General features: G+C 72.0%; 15 protein-coding genes. 9 read left to right on the forward strand and 6 right to left on the reverse strand.

The window, feature by feature from the left end; genetic code table 11:
• The first annotated feature begins 61 nt into the window (after positions 1-61).
• Positions 62-1351: an ATP-binding protein gene (locus J8M50_RS29305; RefSeq protein WP_078841509.1), complete on the forward strand. Its 1290-nt coding sequence runs from the start codon at positions 62-64 to the stop codon at positions 1349-1351.
• On the forward strand, positions 1348-2034 hold the full coding sequence (locus J8M50_RS29310; RefSeq protein ID WP_029183585.1) for a LuxR C-terminal-related transcriptional regulator: 687 nt from the start codon (positions 1348-1350) through the stop codon (positions 2032-2034). Before J8M50_RS29305 ends, J8M50_RS29310 begins: the two co-directional genes overlap by 4 nt.
• Positions 2035-2074: 40 nt before the next feature.
• Here J8M50_RS29310 and J8M50_RS29315 read toward each other — a convergent pair whose 3' ends face one another.
• A complete protein-coding gene (locus J8M50_RS29315; RefSeq protein WP_010351785.1) occupies positions 2075-3121 on the reverse strand; it encodes a C40 family peptidase in 1047 nt (348 codons plus the stop codon).
• Positions 3122-3480: 359 nt separating this feature from the next.
• Positions 3481-4521 carry a C40 family peptidase gene (locus J8M50_RS29320; protein ID WP_010351786.1) on the reverse strand — a complete coding sequence of 347 codons (1041 nt, stop codon included), beginning with the start codon at positions 4519-4521 and terminating at the stop codon, positions 3481-3483.
• Positions 4522-5002: 481 nt separating this feature from the next.
• On the opposite strand from J8M50_RS29320, the gene pcrA reads away from it, so the two are divergent.
• Positions 5003-7477, forward strand: coding sequence for a DNA helicase PcrA (pcrA, locus tag J8M50_RS29325; protein WP_010351787.1), 2475 nt, complete (start codon positions 5003-5005; stop codon positions 7475-7477).
• Positions 7478-7549: 72 nt separating this feature from the next.
• Here pcrA and J8M50_RS29330 read toward each other — a convergent pair whose 3' ends face one another.
• Together J8M50_RS29330 and J8M50_RS29335 are read right to left on the reverse strand one after the other, a co-directional pair.
• Complete coding sequence (locus J8M50_RS29330) at positions 7550-8977, reverse strand: M23 family metallopeptidase (protein WP_010351788.1); 1428 nt, start codon at positions 8975-8977, stop codon at positions 7550-7552.
• A gap of 237 nt (positions 8978-9214) precedes the next feature.
• Positions 9215-10246 carry an esterase/lipase family protein gene (locus J8M50_RS29335; RefSeq protein WP_010351789.1) on the reverse strand — a complete coding sequence of 344 codons (1032 nt, stop codon included), beginning with the start codon at positions 10244-10246 and terminating at the stop codon, positions 9215-9217.
• Between the two features lie 717 nt (positions 10247-10963).
• Between J8M50_RS29335 and icmB the strand changes: the two genes are divergently transcribed.
• On the forward strand, positions 10964-11386 hold the full coding sequence (gene icmB / locus J8M50_RS29340) for a coenzyme B12-dependent isobutyryl CoA mutase small subunit (protein ID WP_010351790.1): 423 nt from the start codon (positions 10964-10966) through the stop codon (positions 11384-11386).
• 278 nt (positions 11387-11664) lie between these two features.
• On the opposite strand, the gene J8M50_RS29345 is transcribed toward icmB, so the two are convergent.
• Both J8M50_RS29345 and J8M50_RS29350 read right to left on the reverse strand, forming a co-directional pair.
• Positions 11665-13338 (reverse strand): DUF5691 domain-containing protein, encoded by a 1674-nt coding sequence (locus J8M50_RS29345; protein WP_010351792.1) that lies wholly within the window; start codon positions 13336-13338, stop codon positions 11665-11667.
• Positions 13339-13369: 31 nt separating this feature from the next.
• Entirely contained in the window at positions 13370-14701 is a 1332-nt protein-coding gene (locus tag J8M50_RS29350; RefSeq protein WP_040835702.1) for an SWIM zinc finger family protein, read from the reverse strand.
• 132 nt (positions 14702-14833) lie between these two features.
• Here J8M50_RS29350 and J8M50_RS29355 point away from each other — a divergent pair, with 132 nt between their 5' ends.
• The 5 genes from J8M50_RS29355 to sucD all read left to right on the forward strand — a co-directional run bounded on the left by J8M50_RS29355 (position 14834) and on the right by sucD (position 22064).
• On the forward strand, positions 14834-15991 hold the full coding sequence (locus J8M50_RS29355) for an ATP-binding protein (RefSeq protein ID WP_010351794.1): 1158 nt from the start codon (positions 14834-14836) through the stop codon (positions 15989-15991).
• A 37-nt stretch (positions 15992-16028) separates the two neighbouring features.
• Entirely contained in the window at positions 16029-18251 is a 2223-nt protein-coding gene (locus tag J8M50_RS29360) for a DUF5682 family protein (RefSeq protein WP_010351795.1), read from the forward strand.
• Between the two features lie 157 nt (positions 18252-18408).
• On the forward strand, positions 18409-19629 hold the full coding sequence (locus tag J8M50_RS29365) for a VWA domain-containing protein (RefSeq protein ID WP_078480527.1): 1221 nt from the start codon (positions 18409-18411) through the stop codon (positions 19627-19629).
• A gap of 343 nt (positions 19630-19972) precedes the next feature.
• Complete coding sequence (gene sucC, locus J8M50_RS29370; RefSeq protein WP_010351798.1) at positions 19973-21151, forward strand: ADP-forming succinate--CoA ligase subunit beta; 1179 nt, start codon at positions 19973-19975, stop codon at positions 21149-21151.
• A gap of 28 nt (positions 21152-21179) precedes the next feature.
• Positions 21180-22064 carry a succinate--CoA ligase subunit alpha gene (gene sucD, locus J8M50_RS29375; protein ID WP_010351799.1) on the forward strand — a complete coding sequence of 295 codons (885 nt, stop codon included), beginning with the start codon at positions 21180-21182 and terminating at the stop codon, positions 22062-22064.
• Positions 22065-22071: the final 7 nt, after the last annotated feature.

The following is a 22071-nucleotide window of genomic DNA, read 5'->3' on the forward strand; positions in this document are numbered from 1 at the left end:
GGGGAGTCTCGGGGGCGGACCCTGATGTCAGGGGGCGACTTTCCGTGTGACCATCGTCCGTATGCCGGACGCCGCAACCGCACCCCTCGTCGAACCGCGGCCTCTGCGCAAGCTCTACCGCAGCAGCGACGGCCGCTGGCTCGGCGGAGTGGCGCGGGGGCTCGCCGGACATCTCGGGCTGCCCGTGATCTGGGTCCGGCTGACGTTCGTCGGCATGTTCATGTCCGAGGGGCTGGGTGCGCTGCTGTACGCCGCGTTCTGGTTCTTCGTCCCCCTCGGCGTCGGTGGCGTCGGCGGAAAGCCGCCGCCCTCCCTGGTCACGACGGAGACCGCGCCCGACGGCCGCCGCAGACTGGTCGCCCGCAAGCCGGACCGGGGCCAGATCCTCGCCCTGCTCCTCATGGTCGTCCTCGCGATGGTGTTCGTCGGCAGCGTCGACGTGGGCAGCGGCGCGCGCGTGTACTTCCTGCCGATCGTGCTGGTCGGCGCGGGTGTCGCGCTGGTCTGGCGGCAGGCCGACAACGCGCGCCGCGCCCGCTGGGTCGAGGTCGGCAGCCGTCGGCGCACCCTGACGCTGGTGCGCACCCTCGGCGGCGTCCTCCTCGTCGCCGCCGGCGTCTCCGGCGTCTTCGTCCTCCAGGGCTCCGCCGCGCACCTCGGCTCGGTCCTCCAGGCGGCGCTCGCCGTGCTCGTCGGCATCACCCTCCTCGCGGGCCCGTACCTCGTCCGCATGACGCAGGACCTCTCCGAGGAACGGCTGATGCGCATCCGCGCACAGGAGCGTGCCGAAGTCGCCGCGCACGTCCACGACTCCGTCCTGCACACCCTCACCCTGATCCAGCGCAACGCCGAGAACGCCGCCGAGGTCCGCCGCCTCGCCCGCGCGCAGGAACGCGACCTGCGCACCTGGCTGTACAACCCCGAGGGCACCGGCAAGGACGAGGCCGACGAACCCACGACCGTCGCCGACGCGGTACGCCGCAGCGCCGCCGAGGTCGAGGACAAGCACGGCGTCCCCATCGAGGTCGTCGTGGTCGGCGACTGCGCCCTCGACGACCGGACGTCCGCACAGATGCAGGCCGCGCGTGAGGCGATGGTCAACGCCGCCAAGTACGGTGGCGAGGGCGGGGCCGTCCAGGTCTACGCCGAGGTCGAGGGACGTACGGTCTTCGTGTCCGTCCGTGACCGGGGCCCCGGCTTCGACCCCGACGCGATCCCCGCCGACCGCATGGGCGTACGGGAGTCGATCATCGGGCGCATGGAGCGCAACGGCGGTACGGCACGGCTGCGCGCCGTGCCCGGCGGCGGCACCGAAGTCGAGCTGGAGATGGAGAGGGCGGAGAAGACGTGACGAGCGAAGAGACGGGTCCTGAGCGCCGGGTGAGGGTCGTCCTCGTCGACGACCACCGGATGTTCCGTACGGGGGTCCAGGCGGAGATCGGCCGCACCGACGAGACCGGTGTCGAGGTCGTGGGGGAGGCGGCGGACGTCGACCAGGCGGTCACCGTCATCACGGCGACCCGGCCGGAGGTCGTCCTCCTCGACGTCCACCTGCCCGGGGGTGGCGGCGTCGAAGTCCTGCGCCGCTGCGCCGACTTGGCGTCCGATCCGGAGCGACCGGTGCGGTTCCTCGCACTGTCCGTGTCCGACGCCGCCGAGGACGTCATCGGCGTGATCCGGGGCGGTGCGCGGGGGTACGTCACGAAGAACATCAACGGCACGGATCTGGTCGCCTCGGTGTTCCGGGTCCAGGAGGGCGACGCGGTCTTCTCTCCGCGCCTCGCGGGCTTCGTCCTCGACGCGTTCGCCTCCACGGATGCGCCGCCGGTCGACGAGGATCTGGACCGGCTGACCCAACGCGAGCGTGAGGTACTGCGGTTGATCGCTCGGGGGTACGCGTACAAGGAGATCGCCAAGCAGTTGTTCATCTCCGTGAAGACGGTGGAGTCGCATGTGTCGGCGGTGCTGCGGAAGTTGCAGCTGTCGAACCGGCATGAGCTGACTCGGTGGGCCACGGCTCGTCGGCTGGTGTGAGGTCCTTGCTGGTGTGAGGTCCTTTTGGATCAACTCGGCTTCACACCACCCGTGTCGCCCCCGCGAACGGCATCTCGTCGATCGGGGCGATGCGGACCGGGGCCGAGGGGTTGGGGGCGTGGATCATCTGGCCGTTGCCGATGTAGAGGCCCACGTGACTGATGCCGGAGTAGAAGAACACCAGGTCGCCGGGGAGGAGTTGGGAGCGGGAGACGCGCTGGCCCGCGCCGATCTGGGCGTACGTCGTGCGGGGCAGGGAGAGGCCCGCCGAGCGGTACGCGGCCTGGATCAGGCCGGAGCAGTCGAAGGCGTCGGGGCCGGTGGCGCCCCAGACGTAGGGGCTGCCGAGTTTGGCGTAGGCGTACGAAACCGCTGCGCTCGCGCGGGAGTTGGGGGCCGGAGCTGAGGGGCCCGGCAGGGCGGCGCGTGCGCTTCGGGAGGCGCGGGGCTGTGCCGTTCCGGTGACCTGTTCCCTTTGCTGTGCCGGGAGTTGGGCCAGCAGACTCCGCGCCGAACCCAGCTTCTCCGTCACCGTCTCCTTGTGCCGGCGCAGTTCCGCCCGGCGCGCGGCGAGGGAGTCCAGCTCGATGCGCGCGGCGCCGCGCAGCCGCTCGACCTCGGCGAGCCGGCGCCGTACCCGGGAGACCGCTGCGGACTGCCGGTCACCCGCGCGTTCTGCGAAGGCGGCGCCGTCGAGGTAGCGGTCCGGGTCGCCGGAGAGCGCGAGCTGTACGGCGGGGTCGAGGGCGCCGTCGCGGTACTGGGCGGCGGCGAGTGAACCCAGCTTGTCGCGCTCGGAGTTGAGGTCCGCCTCCTGCCGTGCGGCCTCGTCCCGCAGGGAGTTGAGTCGCCGCTGGGCCGTGTCCGCCTTCTCCCGGGCGCCGTTGTACTGCTCGGTGGCCACCTCGGCCTCCCGGTACAGCTTGTCCACCTTCGCCTTCACCTGGGCCGCCGTCGGCGCGGGCTCGGCGTGGCCGGTCCCGTCGAAGGCCGTCGCGGTCGCCGCGCCGGCGAGGGCGAGGGTCGCTGCGGTACGGGCGGTGTGTGCGACGTTCGTGCGCTGACGGGGCTTGCGGTGCGCTGCCACGGTGGACCTGTCACGTCCTTTCGTACGACCGCGTCCGGCGACGCCCCGCACAGGGGGAGCGCGACGCCGCCGGACTTTCTCGGCGGTGGTGTCCGACTGCCGCCCTGACCCGGGCGGCGGTGGGGAGCCGGGCACCTGGGGCAGGACGCTAGGCCGCACTGTGACGTTTGAGTAACGCGATGTGCGGAAGTGGTTCCAGAGAGTTGTCGGCTGACCGTATCTGCGTACCGATCCCGCCTTCGAGGGCGGGGCGGGGTACGGGGTTGACCGAGTACGGGGAACCGGCCCGCAGGGGTGGGGGTGGCTGATACGGGGCTGACTTACCTGAGTTTCGGCGTTCTTCCGGTGCTTACACGTGTTCAGGCCGGGCGTACCACGCTGTGGATCTCCGACGTTCCCGCGAAGTGGATGGATTCCTCGCACACGTACGCGCCGGGGCGCGGGGCGTGGATCATCCGGCCTTCTCCTGTGTAGATGCCGACGTGCGTGATGGCGTCGTGGAAGAAGATCAGATCGCCGGGGCGGGCGTCCGGGAGGCGGATCGGTTTGCCTGCCGTGACCTGGCCGAACACCGTGCGCGGGAGGTTCACTCCGGCTGATTTCCAGGCGGTCTGGGTGAGGCCGGGGCCGTCGAAGGAGCCGGGGCCCGCCGCGCCTAGGACGACCGGTTTGCCGAGTTGTTCGTAGGCGAAGGCGAGGGCCCTTTCCGCCTCTGCGGAGATCTGGGTGGATTCCGGCCGGCGGGGGGTCGCTTTCTGCTGTCCGGCGGTGTGGAAGGACAGTAGGGCTTGCGCTTTGCTCAGTTTTCCCTGGACGACGGATTTCGCGTGGCTGAGATCGATTTCCGGGTCGTCTGTTTCGGGAGCGGCTGTTTCGGGGCCGGCTGTTTCCGTGTCGGCCAGGAGCGCCGCCGGGAGGGGGATCTCCGGGAACGACGGGTGGCCCGGCGGCATCTCGTCGTACCAGTCCGGAATCCGGTCGGTGCTTCTCGGCGCGGCCTCGTGACCTGCGGGCGCGCTCGCGAAGTTCTCCGGTTCGGCCGTGAAGTCGTAGCCGTGGGCGCGGTCGTGGTCATGGCCGGGGGAGACCGACGGCGGGAACGACGGGAGCGGCGGCAGCGCGGGGGGCGGCGGGAGCGCCGGCTCCTCCTGCGTGCGGTAGCGCGCCGCCGTGTCGAGGAAGGTCTTGGCGCGCTTGGTCTCCTTCTCCTTGGCGGCCGTGTCCTTCTTCGATCCCGACTGGCTGCTGTAGAAGGCGTCGAGTTTGGCCTCGACGTCCTCCAGGGTAGGTCTGCCCTCGTCGGACGGGTCCGGGGCGGCCTCGGCGGGCTGGGAGAACATCGCCATGGACGTGATGGCGGCTGTGGCGAGGGCGGGGGCGCTGATGCCTGACGCGCGCATGCCCGTCCAGCGGAGCCTGCGTTGATGCGACGCCAATGGAGGCGACTCCTTCCTTGTACCGCCTAGCGGGTTAGCGGTGGGGGTTCCCCCGGGCTTCGGGCCCCGGGGGAGGGTTCGGGCGGTTTGCTGCTGCGGAAGGTTGCCCTACGGCCTTCCTCGGCGGAGGTCGGCCGATTCACCCCAAGTTCTCGGTGGGTCCCCGGCTCCGGCTGCCTCGCGCACGGGGGCGGGCCGGATTCGGCGGAGGCCGCGCGGCCCGGCGACGTTCGCCGGTGGGGACAGGCGGCCCTGACCGGCACGGTAGCCAACTCGTGTGGCTTCTGTGAAGGTTGGCGGGCGATTTGCCCGATACGTTTTTGTGACCTGTGTCGAAGTCCCCGCAGGTCATCACGGGTTGTGATAGAGGCGATCCGGAAGGTGAGCGTGGAGATTGCCGGGACCGGGTCTGGTTGTCAGTGGGGCCCTCTAGACTCGGAGAGCGATGAGCAGCCTCTTTGACGACAGCTTCCTGGCCGACCTCCAGGCCCCGCGCGGGCACGCCGAGGAACCCCCTCCGCCGCCCGAGGACGAGCAGGGTCCGGAGCCGGTCCCGGACGATCTGTTCGGCGGGAAGTTCGACCTGCCGCCGGACCGTGACGCCCACTACCGGGGCGGCACCCCCCGCCCGGTGCTGGACTCGGCGGCCCTCGTCGACGGGCTGAACGACAACCAGCGCGCGGCGGTGATCCACGCCGGCTCGCCCCTGCTCATCGTCGCCGGCGCCGGGTCCGGCAAGACCCGCGTACTGACCCACCGCATCGCGTACCTCCTCGCCGAGCGGGGCGTCCACCCGGGCCAGATCCTCGCGATCACCTTCACCAACAAGGCCGCCGGTGAGATGAAGGAGCGCGTCGAGGCGCTCGTCGGCCCGCGCGCGAACGCGATGTGGGTCATGACGTTCCACAGCGCGTGCGTACGGATCCTGCGCCGCGAGTCCAAGAAGCTCGGCTTCACCTCGTCGTTCTCGATCTACGACGCGGCCGACTCCAAGCGGCTGATGGCCCTCGTCTGCCGGGACCTCGACCTCGACCCCAAGCGGTTCCCGCCGAAGGCGTTCAGCGCGAAGATCAGCAACCTCAAGAACGAGCTGATCGACGAGGAGGACTTCGCGGCGCAGGCCGGCGACGGCTTCGAGAAGACCCTCGCCCAGGCGTACGCGCTGTACCAGTCGCGCCTGCGCGAGGCGAACGCCCTCGACTTCGACGACCTGATCATGACGACCGTCAACCTGCTGCGGGCGTTCCCGGACGTCGCCGAGCACTACCGGCGGCGCTTCCGGCACGTGATGGTCGACGAGTACCAGGACACGAACCACGCGCAGTACGCGCTCGTACGGGAACTCGTGGGAATCACGCCGCTCGTGGGGGAAGCCTCGGACGTGCCGCCCGCCGAACTCTGCGTCGTGGGCGACGCCGACCAGTCCATCTACGCCTTCCGCGGCGCGACGATCCGCAACATCCTCCAGTTCGAGGAGGACTACCCGAACGCGACGACGATCCTGCTGGAGCAGAACTACCGCTCCACGCAGACGATCCTGACCGCCGCCAACGCGGTCATCGAGCGCAACGAGTCCCGTCGGCCCAAGAACCTGTGGACCAACGCGGGCGAGGGCGCCCGCATCACCGGCTACGTCGCCGACACCGAGCACGACGAGGCCCAGTTCGTCGCCGAGGAGATAGACCGCCTCACCGACGAGGGCGCGGCCAAGGCCGGGGACGTCGCGGTCTTCTACCGTACGAACGCCCAGTCCCGCGTCTTCGAAGAGATCTTCATCCGGGTCGGCCTGCCCTACAAGGTCGTCGGCGGCGTCCGCTTCTACGAGCGCAAGGAGGTCAGGGACGTCCTGGCCTACCTCCGCGTCCTCGCCAACCCCGAGGACTCCGTCCCGCTGCGCCGGATCCTCAACGTCCCCAAGCGCGGCATCGGCGAGCGCGCCGAGGCGATGATCGACGCGCTCTCCCAGCGCGAGAAGATCAGCTTCCCGCAGGCCCTCAAGCGCGTCGACGAGGCGTACGGCATGGCCGCGCGCTCCGCGAACGCCGTCAAGCGGTTCAACGAGCTGATGGACGACCTCCGTACGGTCGTCGAGTCCGGCGCCGGACCCGCCACGGTCCTGGAGGCCATACTCGAACGCACCGGCTACCTCGCCGAGTTGCAGAACTCCACCGACCCCCAGGACGAGACCCGCATCGAGAACCTCCAGGAACTCGCCTCCGTGGCCCTGGAGTTCGAGCAGGAGACGGGGGAGGCCGCAGAGGGTGAAGAGGCGGCTCCTCGCGGGCTCTCCGACTTCCTGGAGCGCGTCGCGCTCGTCGCCGACTCCGACCAGATTCCGGACGAGGACGACGACGGGTCGGGGGTCATCACGCTGATGACCCTGCACACCGCCAAGGGGCTGGAGTTCCCCGTCGTCTTCCTCACCGGCATGGAGGACGGGGTCTTCCCGCACATGCGCGCCCTCGGGCAGGTCAAGGAGCTGGAGGAGGAGCGGCGGCTCGCGTACGTCGGGATCACGCGTGCGCGTGAGCGGCTGTACCTGACGCGGTCCACGCTGCGCAGTGCGTGGGGGCAGCCCTCGTACAACCCGCCGTCGCGGTTCCTGGAGGAGATTCCGGGGACGTACGTCGACTGGAAGCGGACGGGGGCGCCGGCCGCGCCGTCTTCCGCCGTCGCGTCGTCGCTGTCGTCGTCCCGGTCCTCGGCGAAGGGGGCTTCCGGGTTCGCCACGCGGCGGGGGGCGGAGGAGAAGCCCGCTATCGCGCTGGCCGTCGGGGACCGGGTGACGCACGACCAGTTCGGCCTCGGGACCGTCGTCGGTGTGGCGGGTGCGGGGGTGAAGGCCGAGGCGACGATCGACTTCGGCGAGGGGAAGCCGAAGCGGTTGCTGCTGCGGTACGCGCCGGTCGAGAAGCTCTGAAGGTACGCAGGCGAACGTGAACGAGCCCCCACCAGGGACAGCGGTGGGGGCTCGCGGCGTGTGGGACGGGGCTTACGTCGGGTCCAGCCCGTGGCTGCGCAGCCACGGCAGGGGGTCGATCGACGAGCCGCCGTTCGGCCGGACCTCCAGGTGCAGGTGCGGGCCCGTGGAGTTGCCGGAGTTGCCGGAGTACGCGATCGGGTCGCCCGCCTTGACCGTCGTACCCGACGCGACGCGGTAGCTGGAGAGGTGGCAGTACCAGGTCTCCGTGCCGTCCTTCGCCGTCAGGATCAGCATGTTGCCGTAGGCGCTGTTCCACTGCGTGCGGACCGTGCCGTCGGTCACGGCCATGACCGTCGTGCCGTACGCCACGGGGAAGTCGATGCCGGTGTGCATCGACATCCAGTTGATGCCGGACTGGCCGTAGTACGCGCTCAGGCCGTGCTGGGCGACCGGCAGCGCGTACTTGGGGCGCAGCCGCTCCAGGCGTGCCGCCTCCGCCGCCGCCTTCTTCCGCTCGGTCTCCTGCTGCGCCTTGAGGTCGATGCGCTCCTGCGTACGGCTCGCGCGGTCGGCGAACGCGTCGGCCTCCGCGCTCAGGCTCGCCAGCTGGGTGTCCAGCTTGTTGTTCGCTGCGGACGGCTTGACCGACTTCGTCTCCACGGACGAGGCGGTCGTCTCCTTGGCGTCGTCGCTGAACGTGCCGACCGAGGCGGCGGCGATACCGGCGACGCTCATCACGCAGGCCGAGGGGACGGCGATGGTCAGCAGGGCGGAGCGCTTCGCGGGGGGCTTGCGGCGGGCCGCGCGGGTCGCTGCGCGGCCTCCGGGGCGGGGGGTGGGGGTGTGGTGGTCGGCGCCGTAGGGGGCCGTCTCCTCCTGGCCGTCCAGGAGGACGGGGAGTTCACCGGTCTCGGTCTCGGCGTGGGGCGTCGCCTCGAACGTAGTGGTCGGCTGCTGGTCGAAAGGGAGGCCGGGGCTGTCGGGGCTGTCGTACACGGCGTCGGCGGTGTCGTATCCGTCGCCGCTTGTCTCGTGAACGTCCGGGGCGCTCGCCGAGTTCCACTCCGTCGCGTCGTACGCGCCCGTGTCGAAACTCTGCGTCCCCCACTCCCACTGCTGGGTCTGGTCGGTGGTCCCGCCCGTCTGTTCAGGGGGGAGCCAGGTCCGCGCGTCCCACTGACCCGTGCCGTCGTCCTGCGCCGGGGCCTGCGCGGGGATCGCGGACAGCTGCTGGTAGTCGGCCTGCCAGCCCGTCGTGTCGTACGCGCCCGTGTCGTACGCGGCGTGGTGCTGGGCCGCGTACGGGTCGTAGTTCAGGTTCTGGTGACTGCCCGTCGCCGTCTGCCACGCGCCGGTGTCGTAACCGCCCGTCGCGTACGTGCCGGTGTCGTAGCCGGTGTAAGAGGAGGTGACGTCGTCGTACGTGGCCTCCTGGGTGCCGTACGACGCCGAGTGCGCCGGGCCGGCTTCGGAGGCCGGGGTCGGGGGGGTGGTCATGGTCCCCGACGGGTGACGATCGTTCACCAACTTCTCTTTCGCCTCGACAACAGGGGCTGCCAGAGCAGTGCGGTGACTGTACCCGGCAGTATGCGGGCACGACAATCTTCGTCAGGTTTCCCCCTTGCGGGAAACGGGCATTCGGCCGTGTTTCGGGGGAGGGCGGGCGCGGGTTTGGGGATGTGTTCGACGGGTGTTCGAGGCGAGTGGGGGCTCGGGCCGTCTCGGGCGGGTGGCTCAGGCGACCGTCAAGCCGTTTCGCCGCGTGTCGGACGCCGCCTGGTGCGGGAGGTTCGCGTCCAGGGCCTCGCGTATGCCCGCCGCCACGGCCGGGTGCACCGGCAGGGCGAGGTGGCCGATGCCGGTGACCCGTATGTTCTCGGCCAGCAGGTCGGGGTGGTCGACGCACGCTGTCTCCGGCGGGTCCATCACCTGGTCCATGTCGCTCCAGAAACTCACGAAACGCGTCCGGCAGCCCGGCGCGGGACGCTCCAGCTCCTCCATCACCGGTGAGCCGGGGCGCATCTGGCGCACGATCGGGTGCGCGTTCGCCAGCGGGACCGCGCGCGTGCCCCCGTGCGGGGTGCCGAGCGTGACCAGCGTGCGGACCCGGGTGTCGCCGCCGAGGCGCTGCACGTAGTAACGGGCGATCAGACCGCCGAGGCTGTGCCCGACCACGTCCACCTGCCGGCTGCCCGTGCGCTCGCAGACGTCCTCTATGTGCCGGGCCAGCAACTCCGCCGCCGTGCGGATGTCGCAGGTCAGGGGGGAGTAGTTGAGCGAGGTGAGGGTGCGGGTGCCGTGCTCTGCGAGGGCTCGGCGGAGGAGGACGAAGACGGAGCGGTTGTCGATGAAGCCGTGCAGGAGGACGACCGGGGGGCGGGGTGGGGCGGGCAGTCGGGTCGCCTTGTCGTCGGGGGTGGTGGGGGCCGGGGTCGCGCGCTCCTGCGTGATGCCGGTGGGGTAGAGGAGGAGGTGACCGGCGAGGATCGCTAGCTCCAGGGCTGTCGCTTTCCACAGGGCTGCGGAGAGGGTGGTCAGGCAGGCGGGGATGAGGCGTTTCAGGGGGGTGGGGGGTTCGGGTGTGGCCTGCGCCGGGATCGGGGCGTCGGCTGGAGGCTGCGCGCCGGGCGCCGGGGCCTTGGCTAGGGGCTGAGGTTCGGCGGGTGCGGGGAATGCGGCCGGCGTCGCCGGAGGCCGGGTGCCGGCTGTGGGCTCGGCTTCGGGTGCCTCGGCTTCGGCTGTGGGGGTCTGTGTGGCGCGTGTCATGGCCGGCCTCCTCCTGTCGGCGCGCGGGAGGAACGGCTCTGTTCCCCCGTGTGCCCTCGTGGGAGTCCGGGCGGAGGGTGGCGGCGAGGCGGTGGGGGTGGTGCGGAGGGGTGGCCGGGCGGCGTGGTGATCGGTGTGCTGGTGCTGGTGCTGGTGCTGGGTGCCGTGCCGGTGCTGGTGCCGGGTGTGCGGTGCTGGTCGGCTGCGGTGTTGCGTGTCCGCGGTGCCGTCGTCCGTGGTCCCGTCGCCTGCGGTCCTGCTGGCTGTGGTGCTGGTCGTCGTGCTGGTCGTCCGTGGTGCGTGAGTCGTGCCTGAACTGCTGCCCGTGACGCGGCGAGGCTCCTTGCCGGTGTGGCGACGAGGCTTCCCCGCTGTCGTGCCGTACCTGCTCTGCTCGTGCCCTCCCCTCAGAGCCAATGGCGCTGAGAGGTGCCCCCAGTTGCCTGCGCCGACTCGCCGTACCGCCGCGACGCGCGGCCACGGCGCGGCGGTACGGCGACCTCGTTGCGGCTCCCGTTGCGCTTGTTCCCCCGTGTTGCGAGGGGAGCGGTGCGCGGCGAACGTGTCCCACTGTGTGATGTGCCCCTCGCCCTCCGCCGTGAAACGGCAGGTTGCGGGAAGCTGTAGGAAACGTTCGTTCACATCTCGTGCCACTGTGGGCCTGGGGCGTCCGTGCCGCAGGGGCACCGACGAGGTGATCCCTCCAGGGAGGCAGTGATGGGTGTGGCAGCCGGCCGGATCCGTGTCGTGGTGGCCAAGCCGGGGCTCGACGGCCACGACCGTGGGGCCAAGGTCATCGCGCGTGCGCTGCGCGACGCCGGGATGGAGGTCATCTACACCGGCCTCCACCAGACCCCGGAACAGATCGTCGACACGGCGATCCAGGAGGACGCCGACGCGATCGGCCTCTCCATCCTCTCCGGCGCCCACAACACGCTCTTCCCTGCGGTCCTCGCCCTCCTGCGCGAACACTCCGCCGACGACATCCTCGTCTTCGGCGGCGGCATCATCCCGGAGGCCGACATCCCGCCCCTCAAGGAGCAGGGCGTCGCGGAGATCTTCACACCCGGGGCCACGACGCAGTCGATCGTGGAGTGGGTACGGGGGAATGTGCGGCAGTCGACGGTCTCCGGAGGCTGAGGGGCCCGGGGAGCGGCGCCGGCAGCACCCGTACCCTGCGCGGCGCGCGCTCACTCCCTGTCGGCTCCCTCCACGGCAGCGGCAGCCGTGCCCTGAGCGCCCCGCCCCGTCTCCTCCGGCCTTCACGACGCGGTCACCGTGCCCCGAGTGCCTCGCCTCGTGCCCTCCGGCTTTCACGAGATGGTCGCGGTACCCCGAGCGCCTCCCCCCACTCCCTCCTGGTTTCGCAACGCGGTCACCGTGCCCCGAACGTCGTCCCGCCCCCGGCTCCTCCGGCCTCACGCCCCCTCCAGCTCCCGCCGCATCTCGCCCCGCAGCCTCAGTGTCGCCGCGAGTCTCTGGAACGCCTCCGCCCAGTAACTCCCGGCGCCGGGCGCGGTGTTCTCGGACTCCTCCGGTACTGAGAGGAGCGCGTCGAGCCGGGTGGCCTCCTCGGGGGCGAGGCAGCGTTCGGCGAGGCCCATGACGCCGCTGAAGCTCCACGGGTAGCTGCCGGCGTCGCGGGCGATGTCGAGGGCGTCGACGACGGCGCGCCCGAGGGCCGGCGCCCAGGGGACCGCGCAGACCCCCAGGAGCTGGAACGCCTCGGACAGCCCGTGCGCGGCGATGAACCCGGCGACCCAGTCGGCGCGTTCGGCCGCCGCCAGCGTCCCGAGGAGCCGCGCGCGCTCGGCCAGAGAGACGGCACCGGGCCCGCCCGCACCCGGCGCCGAGGGCGCCCCGAGCAGCGCCCGCGACCACTGCGCGTCCCCCTGCCGCACAGCGGCCCGGCACCACGCCGCGTGCAGCTCACCGGCCCACCCGTCCGCCACCGGCATCGCGACGATCTCCTCCGGTGTACGGCCCCCCAGCCGCGCCGGCCACGCACCGAGCGGCGCCGCCTCCACCAACTGGCCCAGCCACCACGACCGTTCACCCCGCCCCGTCGGAGCCGTCCTGATCACCCCGTCGCGCTCCATGCCCGCGTCACACTCGTGCGGTGCCTCCACCCCGATCGTCGGGACCTCGGCCATGTGGTCGACGGCGACGCACGTACCGGCACGGGCCGCCATTCGCGCGGCCAGCGCGGAACCGGGGAGCGCGGAGAGCAGTTCCGCCGCCGTCGACCGGACGTTGCGGCTGCGGTCGGAGAGGGCCTGCTCCAGGAACGGCTCGTCGCGCGGCCCGAGCCCCGCCCGCAGGGAGTCCAGGAACATCAGCCGGTCCTCGGCACGTTCGGTGGCCCAGGTCCCCGCCAGCAACTCCCGCGCCCCGTCGGCGTCCCGCCCACGGAACGCGATCAGCAGCGTCACCCGCTCCGCGAACAGTCCCTCCTCCCACAGCCGCCGGACCCGCTCGGTCTCCTCCGGCCCCGGCAGCGCCACCCCGTCCCCGGCCGTCGCCCGCAACGCGAACCGCCAGTCCGGGTTGAGCCGCGCCAGCCACAGCGCCCTCGGCCCCGCGAACTCCAGCGCCGCGGGCCGCAGATCGGTCCGCCCCCTGGCCGCGTCCAGCAACGCGGGGAGCACCTGCGGAGGCGGCGCGTACCCGTGCGCGTTGGCCGCCGCCAGCCACTGCGGGAGCAGCTCCATGAGATCCGGGGCGGCACCCCGTCGGCCACCTGCCTGCGCGGCACGGTCGGCGAGCAGGAGCGCCAGACGCCGGGCCGCCGGAGCCGGAAGGGGCCGACGGAGATCCTCCGGGGACAGAGGAAGAGGAGGCGCGGCGAGCCCGGGAAGAAGACCGGCCCTGCGCCGGAGAGTTTCCGTGGCCGCGATGTCGAGGAGGACGGCGGGGGCGTCCTTGCCCAGGCCGTGGCCGTCGGGCGGGTCCGGCGCTCGCTCTCGCGGCGAACCCGGCGACGCTTCCCCGCCCGGCACCGGCAACATCCCCGTGACCGACCGCCGGTTCGTGCCCAGCAGCGCCGTCGTGACCAACTCGTCCCAGAGACCGGATGACGATGTGCCGTTCATGACCCTGTCCTTTCCTGCGGTTTCGGTGCCTTCACGAGGAGATCGGAACGAACAGCCCGATCGGTTCTCCCCGATCGGGTGACCATGCCGTCAGCGGCGTGAACCCCCGATGCCCGCACTCGCCGAAGACCGTGACGGGAGCGCCGCCGGAGAGAGCGACGAGACGCCAGAGCCCGGAACGGGACAGAGCGGTCGGGGTGAGGGGAAGCGCGGTCTTCCCTTCCAGGTCGGTGAGTTGCCAGGTGTCGCCCACGGGAGTCGGCACGACGCCGTCCAGAGTCACCGGGACGTAGTCCAGCCACGGATCGGCCTGGAGCGCGGTGCCGTAGAGCGCGGTGGCCTCGCCCGGCGTGACGCCGGGAGGCCGCAGGGACGTCGGGACCGGAACGGCGGAGAGGTCCCCCAGAGCGACCCGGGGGCCGACCGGATAGGCAGTGGCCTCCGCGCGCACGGACAGGCCGACGGGCAGGGACAGTTCGGGCGCGCGGCCCGCAGGCCCGTACGAGAGGACCAGGGCCGTACGCCCGGTGGCCGCGCCGTGCAGCCAGATGCGGCGGGTCGTCAGCCTGCCGTCCGACGTGTCGTACTGGGCCAGGACGAGCCAGTCGTCGAGGACCGGCGGGCCGGCCGGGGCAGTGGGCAGGCCGACGTGCGCGCGGACCGCCGCCGCCAACTCCTCGGGGAGGCTGTCCCGGTGGAGCCACGCCCGGGTCAGGAGGTGCAGCAGGGCGCACTCCTCCAGCAGGCGGGACGGCCAGCCGGGGCCGGAGGCCGGTATCGCGCCCACCTCGCGCACGCGCGCGGCGAGCCCCGGCGCCTGCGCGTCGACCATCCGGGCCGCCGTCTCCTCCCACAGCCCGTACCCCTCCCGCTCGGCCCCCGCGAGCCCCGACCGGACCAGGTCGGCGAGCCGCTGCTCCAGCTCCACGACCCCCGCGGTGATCCGCGCGGCCCGACGCTCGGCACGCCGCCGCGCGGCCCCGGGATCGGCCAGGCCGCCGTCCTTCGCCGGCGACGCCTCCTTCGGGCCGCCTTGCCGGACCCAGTCCGGCGCCACCCCCTCCCGCACGGCCGGATCCTCCGCCGCCCAGAGCAGCAGCAGCCCCAGCACGTGCTTGCACGGCGACTTCCGGCTCGGGCAGCCGCACGCGGACACCAGCCCCTCGGCGCCCGAGAGGTCGGCGAGCGCCCGGTACGGCGCCCCGCCCGCCTCGTACACCCCCCACACCACCCCCGTCCCGGAGCAGCCCGCACCCGACCACCGCCCGGCCTCGGCCAGTTCGCTCCCCGCTTCGCGCGACGCGTCGTCAGGCGCCAGTGCCAGCACCTGGTCCGCGGTCCGGCGCACCCCCTGCTGAGTCATGACACCGACGGTAGAACCCCCCACTGACAATCGCCCTCGAAAACGCGTTTGTGCAGGTCAGGGTGATTGTCAGTGGGGTGGTGCATGGTGGGACCAGATCCGAAACCGGCCGAGCTGGAGGGGGCCTCAGCCATGTCTTTCACCGCTGGACCGACGTCCGCCGAACCGACCCAGAACCATGCCGCGCTCGCGAACGAGACACCCGCGACCGAGGCCGTCCTGCGACCGCACGCCGAGACCGCCTTCGCGTCCGAACTCGCCGCGCTGGCCGCGCAGGACGACCGTCCGCGCCCCCCGAACTGGAAGCTGTCCCCGTGGGCGGTGGCGACGTACCTGCTGGGCGGCACGCTGCCCGACGGCGAGGTGATCTCGCCGAAGTACGTGGGCCCGCGCAGAATCGTGGAGGTCGCCGTCTCCACGCTCGCCACGGACCGCGCACTGCTCCTGCTGGGTGTCCCCGGCACCGCCAAGACGTGGGTGTCGGAGCACCTCGCGGCGGCGGTCAGCGGCGACTCGACGCTCCTCGTGCAGGGCACGGCGGGGACGCCGGAGGAGGCGATCCGCTACGGCTGGAACTACGCGCAGCTCCTGTCGCACGGCCCGAGCCGCGCCGCCCTCGTACCGAGCCCGGTGCTGCGGGCGATGGCGGAGGGGATGACGGCCCGCGTCGAGGAGTTGACGCGCATCCCGGCCGACGTGCAGGACTCGCTGATCACGATCCTCTCCGAGAAGACCCTCCCCGTCCCGGAGCTGGGCCAGGAGGTGCAGGCCGTGCGGGGGTTCAACGTCATCGCGACGGCCAACGACCGCGACCGGGGGGTCAACGAACTGTCCAGCGCGCTGCGCCGCCGGTTCAACACGGTCGTGCTGCCGCTGCCCGCGAGCGCGGAGGCGGAGGTCGAGATCGTCGCCCGGCGCGTCGAGCAGATCGGCCGCTCCCTGGACCTGCCCGCCGTCCCGGACGGCATCACCGAGATCCGGCGCGTCGTGACGGTCTTCCGCGAACTGCGCGACGGAATCACCGCCGACGGCCGCACGAAGGTCAAGTCGCCCAGCGGCACGCTCTCCCCGGCGGAGGCCATCTCCGTCGTCACCAACGGCCTCGCGCTCGCCGCCCACTTCGGCGACGGCGTCCTGCGCCCGGCCGACGTCGCCGCCGGGATCCTCGGCGCGGTCGTCCGTGACCCGGCCTCCGACCGGGGCGTCTGGCAGGAGTACCTGGAAGCCGTCGTGCGCGAGCGCGAGGGATGGACGGACTTCTACCGCGCCTGCCGGGAGGCGAGCGCGTGAGAGACGACAGCACGCGACCGGGACGGAGGTGAGGACGATGAAGCTGCTGGGGGTACGGCACCACGGACCGGGTTCGGCCCGCGCCGTGACCAGGGCGCTGGAGGAGGCGCGGCCCCGGGTCGTGCTGATCGAGGGACCCGCCGACGCGGACGCGCTGGTGCCGCTCGTCGCCCACGCGCACATGCGCGCGCCGGTCGCCCTGCTGGCCCACGTCGTCGACGAGCCCGGACGGTCCGCGTTCTGGCCGTTCGCCGAGTTCTCCCCGGAGTGGGCGGCCCTCACCTGGGCGCTGGCGCACGGCGTACCGGCCCGCTTCATCGACCTGCCGGCCGCCCACACCCTCGCCGCGCCCCCGGCCACCGCCCCCACCGCCGTCCGCGTCGACCCCCTGCGCGCCCTCGCCGAGGCCGCCGGCCACGACGACCCGGAGCGCTGGTGGGAGGACGTCATCGAACACCGGGGAACCGGCGACCCGTTCGCCGCCGTCGAGGAGGCCATGGGCGCGGTCCGCGAGGCGTACGACGACCAGGAGGACGCGCGGGACGCCGTACGGGAAGCCCGGATGCGGCTCCACGCGCGCGCGGCGGTGAAGGAGTTCGGCGAGGACGGCGTGGCCGTCGTGTGCGGCGCCTGGCACGTGCCCGCGCTGCGTCGCCGTACGACCGTCGCCGCCGACCGCGCGCTCCTGAAGGGACTGCCGAAAGTCAGGGCCGAGCTGACCTGGGTGCCGTGGACGTACCGCAGGCTCGCGCGGGCGGGCGGGTACGGCGCGGGCATCGAGTCACCGGGCTGGTACGGGCACCTGTTCGGCGCGCCGGACCGGCCGGTCGAGCGGTGGATGACGAAGGTCGCACGGCTGCTCCGGGAGGAGGACCGGATCGTCTCCCCGGCGCACGTCATCGAGGCCGTACGGCTCGCCGAGACGCTCGCGGCGCTGCGGGGGAGGCCGCTGGCGGGGCTCGGGGAGGCGACCGACGCGGTACGCGCGGTGCTGTGCGAGGGGTCGGACGTACCGCTGGCGCTCGTGTGGGACCGGCTCGTCGTCGGGGACGTCATGGGGGAGGTCCCCGACGAGGCGCCCGCCGTGCCCCTGCGCCGCGACCTGGAGCGCGAGCAGCGCCGGCTGCGGCTGCGCCCCGAGGCGGCCGAGCGGGAGATCGACCTGGACCTGCGGGGCGACACCGACACCGCGCGCAGCCGCCTGCTGCACCGGCTGCGCCTGCTCGGCGTCGACTGGGGAACCGCCCTCCCCGCGCGCGGCGCCACGGGCACGTTCCGGGAGACCTGGCGGCTGCGCTGGGAACCCGAACTCGCCGTACGGGTCGCCGAGGCCGGCGGCTGGGGGACGACGGTCCAGGCCGCCGCGACCGCGAAGGCCCAGGCCGACGCCGTCGCCGCGCGCGCCCTCGCCGAGGTCACCGCCCTCGCCGAGCACTGCCTCCTGGCGGGCCTCACCGACGCCCTCCCGGCGGTGATGCGGGCCCTCGCCGACCGCGCGGCCCTCGACACCGACGTCGGCCACCTCGCGCAGGCCCTCCCCGCGCTCGTCCGCGCCCTGCGCTACGGCGACGTCCGGGGCACCGACACCGGCGCGCTCGCCGAGGTCGCCGCCGGGCTCGCCCTGCGGATCTGCGTCGGCCTGCCCGCCGCCTGCACCGGCCTCGACACCGACGCGGCCGGCGAGATACGCGCCCATGTGGACGCCGTCCACGGGGCGGTGGCGCTGCTCGCGGAAGGCACCGAGGGCACAGGGGACGACCTGGGCGCGCGCTGGCGCGGCGTCCTGCGCACCCTCGCCGGACGGGACTCCGTCGCCGCCGTGATCCGCGGGCGCGCGGCGAGGCTCCTGCTGGACGGCGGCGACGCCAGACCGGAGGAGGCCGCCCGGTGGATGGGGCTCGCGCTGTCCCGGGGGACCGCGCCCAGGGAAGCCGCCGACTGGGTCGAGGGGTTCGTCGGCGGCGGAGCGGGCGGCGGACTGCTGCTCGTCCACGACGAACGGCTCCTCGCGATCGTCGACACCTGGCTCACCGGCGTGTCCGAGGAGGCGTTCGTGGACGTACTGCCGCTGCTGCGGCGGACGTTCGCGTCCTTCGACGCGGGCGTGCGCCGGACGCTGGGCGAGGTCGTGCGGCGGGGGAGCGCGGCCGAAGCGGTCACGAGGACCACCGGATTCGCCGAGGAACTCGACACGGTCCGGGCCGAGGCGGTCGTACCGGTGGTGCGGCTCCTGCTCGGGATGCGTGAGGGCGCAGGTTAGCGGCGATTGGCCGTGGTTCGCCGAGATTTTCAGGGATTGAGAAATTGGTGAGCGGATGAGTGAACCGATGGGGGAGGCTGAAGCGATCGATGAGTGAGGGGCCGGAAAACCAGGCAACTACCCGACTCATAAAACGAATTGACGAATCATCAGATAAATGGAATGCCGCCGGGAGGCCCCGGTGGCGGCGACCGAGGGGGAGGTGAAGACGGTGACGGACACGAGCGGACTCGCGGGGGACGGCGAGGCGCGGGAGCGGTTGCGGCGATGGCGGCTGGTGCTCGGGGGAGCGGAAGCGGAGGGGACCGGATGCGAACTGCACGGGCAGGACGCGGGGATGGACGCGGCGCTGGGAGCCCTGTACGGGAAGGAGGGGGAGCGGCAGGGGAGGGGAGCGGGGCTCGGGGCGTCCGCACCGTCGGTCGCCCGCTGGCTGGGGGACGTACGGACGTATTTTCCCGCACCGGTCGTCCAGGTCATGCAGCGGGACGCCGTCGAGCGCCTCGGGCTCGCGTCCCTGCTGCTGGAGCCGGAGATGCTGGAGGCCGTCGAGGCCGACGTGCATCTCGTCGGCACCCTGCTCTCGCTGGACCGGGCACTCCCGGAGACCACCAGGGAGACGGCCAGGGCCGTCGTCCGCAAGGTCGTCCGGGACCTGGAGAAGCGGCTCGCCGGGCGGACCCGGGCCGCGCTCGCCGGAGCACTCGACCGCAGCGCGCGGACGGGGCGGCCACGCCCGCGCGACATCGACTGGAACCGCACCATCGCCGCCAACCTCAGGAACTACCTCCCGGACCACGGGACGGTCGTACCGGAGCGGCTCGTCGGATACGGGCGGGCGGCACAGTCACTCGACAAGGGGGTAATGCTATGCGTGGATCAATCGGGTTCGATGGCGTCGTCGCTGGTGTACGCGGCGGTGTTCGGGTCGGTGCTGGCGTCTCTGACGACGATCAGCACGCGACTCGTCGTGTTCGACACGTCGGTCGTTGATCTGACCGACCAGCTCGACGACCCGGTGGACGTCCTGTTCGGGGCGCACCTGGGCGGCGGGACCGACATCAACCGCGCGCTCGCGTACTGCCAGGCGCGCATCGAGCGGCCCGCCGGCACCGTCGTCGTACTGATCAGTGATCTCTACGAGGGAGGGATCCGGGGCGAGATGCTCAAGCGCGTCGCCGCGATGAAGGCGGCGGGTGTCGAGTTCGTCGCCCTCCTCTCCCTCTCCGACGAAGGGGCTCCGGCCTACGACCGGGAACACGCCGCCGCGCTGGCGGCCCTGGGCGTACCCGCCTTCGCCTGCACCCCGGAGCTGTTCCCCGAGGTGATGGCCGCGGCGCTGGAGGGGAGACCGCTGCCGGTGCCGGAGGCGGGCTGAGGGGCCGGGGGCGGGGGGAGGGGGGTTCCGGCTCCCCTCGTCCCGCCTCCCCTCGTACCCGTCCCTCCCCTCACCCCGCCACCCCCGTCTCCAGGACCAGCACAGACGGCACGCGGTGCCAGGAAAGGGGCCGTCAGACGGCATCATGTGACAGGTATCACCGCTCAGGTGTGACCCGCGATTTAGAGGGGGTCGCATGGCAGGGATAACCTGCGAGACGGACATGCCGCGCGCTCGGACACCGTGTGCGCCCTGCTTGTGACACACGCGGTCGTCACGTTGCCCTTCGCGGCACGCCCACGCATCCAACGAACCGCGAGATCACTGATAGGGACGGACGCGCGTGGACCTGTTCGAGTACCAGGCGAGGGACCTCTTCGCCAAGCACGATGTACCGGTGCTGGCCGGTGAAGTCATCGACACGCCTGAGGCGGCCCGCGCAGCCACCGAGCGGCTCGGCGGCAAGTCCGTCGTCAAGGCCCAGGTCAAGGTCGGTGGCCGCGGCAAGGCCGGCGGCGTGAAGCTGGCGGCCACCCCCGACGAGGCGGTCGAGCACGCGACCAACATCCTCGGCATGGACATCAAGGGCCACACGGTCCACAAGGTGATGATGGCCGAGACCGCGCCGGAGATCGTGGAGGAGTACTACGTCTCCTTCCTGCTGGACCGCGCGAACCGTACCTTCCTCTCCATCGCGTCCGTCGAGGGCGGCATGGAGATCGAGGAGGTCGCCGAGAAGCGTCCCGAGGCCGTCGCCAAGACGCCGATCGACGCCATCGAGGGCGTGACCCCCGAGAAGGCGCAGGAGATCGTCAAGGCCGCGAAGTTCCCGGCCGAGGTCGCGGACAAGGTCGCCGACGTCCTCGTCAAGCTGTGGGACACCTTCATCAAGGAGGACGCCCTCCTGGTCGAGGTGAACCCGCTGGCGAAGGTCGCCTCCGGCGATGTCATCGCGCTGGACGGCAAGGTCTCGCTGGACGACAACGCCGAGTTCCGCCACCCCGACTTCGAGGAGCTCCACGACAAGGCCGCGGCGAACCCGCTTGAGGCCGCGGCGAAGGAGAAGGGCCTCAACTACGTCAAGCTTGAGGGCGAGGTCGGCATCATCGGCAACGGCGCGGGTCTCGTCATGAGCACCCTCGACGTCGTCGCCTACGCCGGCGAGAACCACGGCGGCGTCAAGCCGGCCAACTTCCTGGACATCGGCGGTGGCGCCTCCGCCCAGGTCATGGCCAACGGCCTGGAGATCATCCTGGGCGACCCGGACGTCAAGTCCGTGTTCGTGAACGTCTTCGGTGGCATCACCGCCTGTGACGAGGTCGCCAACGGCATCGTCCAGGCCCTGAAGCTCCTCGAGGACCGCGGCGAGGACGTCTCCAAGCCGCTCGTCGTCCGCCTCGACGGCAACAACGCCGAGCTGGGCCGCAAGATCCTCACCGACGCCGCGCACCCGCTGGTGCAGCGCGTCGACACCATGGACGGCGCGGCCGACAAGGCCGCCGAGCTGGCCGCCGCCAAGTAAGCACTCAGGACGAGGACACCGACACACCATGGCTATCTGGCTCAACAAGGACAGCAAGGTCATCGTCCAGGGCATGACCGGCGCCACCGGGCAGAAGCACACCAAGCTGATGCTGTCCGACGGCACCAACGTCGTGGGCGGCGTGAACCCCCGCAAGGCCGGTACGACCGTCGACTTCGACGGCACCGAGGTACCCGTGTTCGGGACCGTGGCCGAGGCGATCGAGAAGACGGGCGCGAACGTCTCCGTCATCTTCGTGCCGGAGAAGTTCACGAAGGACGCCGTCGTCGAGGCCATCGACGCCGAGATCGAGCTGGCCGTCGTGATCACCGAGGGCATCGCCGTGCACGACTCCGCGTCGTTCTGGGCGTACGCCGGCAAGAAGGGCAACAAGACCCGGATCATCGGCCCGAACTGCCCCGGCATCATCACGCCCGGTCAGTCGAACGTCGGCATCATCCCCGGCGACATCACCAAGCCGGGCCGCATCGGGCTGGTCTCGAAGTCCGGCACGCTGACGTACCAGATGATGTACGAGCTGCGTGACCTCGGCTTCTCGACCGCCGTCGGCATCGGTGGCGACCCGATCATCGGCACCACGCACATCGACGCGCTCGCCGCGTTCGAGGCCGACGCCGACACCGACCTGATCGTGATGATCGGCGAGATCGGTGGCGACGCCGAGGAGCGTGCCGCCGACTACATCGCGAAGAACGTGACGAAGCCGGTCGTCGGCTACGTCGCGGGCTTCACCGCGCCCGAGGGCAAGACCATGGGCCACGCCGGCGCCATCGTCTCCGGTTCGTCCGGCACCGCCCAGGCGAAGAAGGAGGCCCTTGAGGCCGCGGGCGTCAAGGTCGGCAAGACGCCGACCGAGACGGCCAAGCTGGCCCGGGAGATCCTGGCCGGCTGACGCCGAC

Origin of the sequence: Streptomyces acidiscabies, from assembly GCF_020010905.1 — a bacterium.
Classification (GTDB): Bacteria; Actinomycetota; Actinomycetes; order Streptomycetales; family Streptomycetaceae; genus Streptomyces; species Streptomyces acidiscabies.

Excerpts from the sequence above, each read along its gene's own strand:
- pcrA (WP_010351787.1), top strand. The coding sequence starts at position 5,003 with ATGAGCAGCCTCTTTGACGACAGCTTCCTGGCCGACCTCCAGGCCCCG.
- J8M50_RS29355 (WP_010351794.1), top strand. The coding sequence starts at position 14,834 with ATGTCTTTCACCGCTGGACCGACGTCCGCCGAACCGACCCAGAACCAT.
- J8M50_RS29360 (WP_010351795.1), top strand. The coding sequence starts at position 16,029 with ATGAAGCTGCTGGGGGTACGGCACCACGGACCGGGTTCGGCCCGCGCC.
- J8M50_RS29365 (WP_078480527.1), top strand. The coding sequence starts at position 18,409 with ATGGAATGCCGCCGGGAGGCCCCGGTGGCGGCGACCGAGGGGGAGGTG.
- J8M50_RS29330 (WP_010351788.1), bottom strand. The coding sequence starts at position 8,977 with ATGACCACCCCCCCGACCCCGGCCTCCGAAGCCGGCCCGGCGCACTCG.
- J8M50_RS29320 (WP_010351786.1), bottom strand. The coding sequence starts at position 4,521 with ATGCGCGCGTCAGGCATCAGCGCCCCCGCCCTCGCCACAGCCGCCATC.
- J8M50_RS29345 (WP_010351792.1), bottom strand. The coding sequence starts at position 13,338 with ATGAACGGCACATCGTCATCCGGTCTCTGGGACGAGTTGGTCACGACG.
- sucD (WP_010351799.1), top strand. The coding sequence starts at position 21,180 with ATGGCTATCTGGCTCAACAAGGACAGCAAGGTCATCGTCCAGGGCATG.
- J8M50_RS29335 (WP_010351789.1), bottom strand. The coding sequence starts at position 10,246 with ATGACACGCGCCACACAGACCCCCACAGCCGAAGCCGAGGCACCCGAA.
- J8M50_RS29350 (WP_040835702.1), bottom strand. The coding sequence starts at position 14,701 with ATGACTCAGCAGGGGGTGCGCCGGACCGCGGACCAGGTGCTGGCACTG.
- J8M50_RS29305 (WP_078841509.1), top strand. The coding sequence starts at position 62 with ATGCCGGACGCCGCAACCGCACCCCTCGTCGAACCGCGGCCTCTGCGC.
- icmB (WP_010351790.1), top strand. The coding sequence starts at position 10,964 with ATGGGTGTGGCAGCCGGCCGGATCCGTGTCGTGGTGGCCAAGCCGGGG.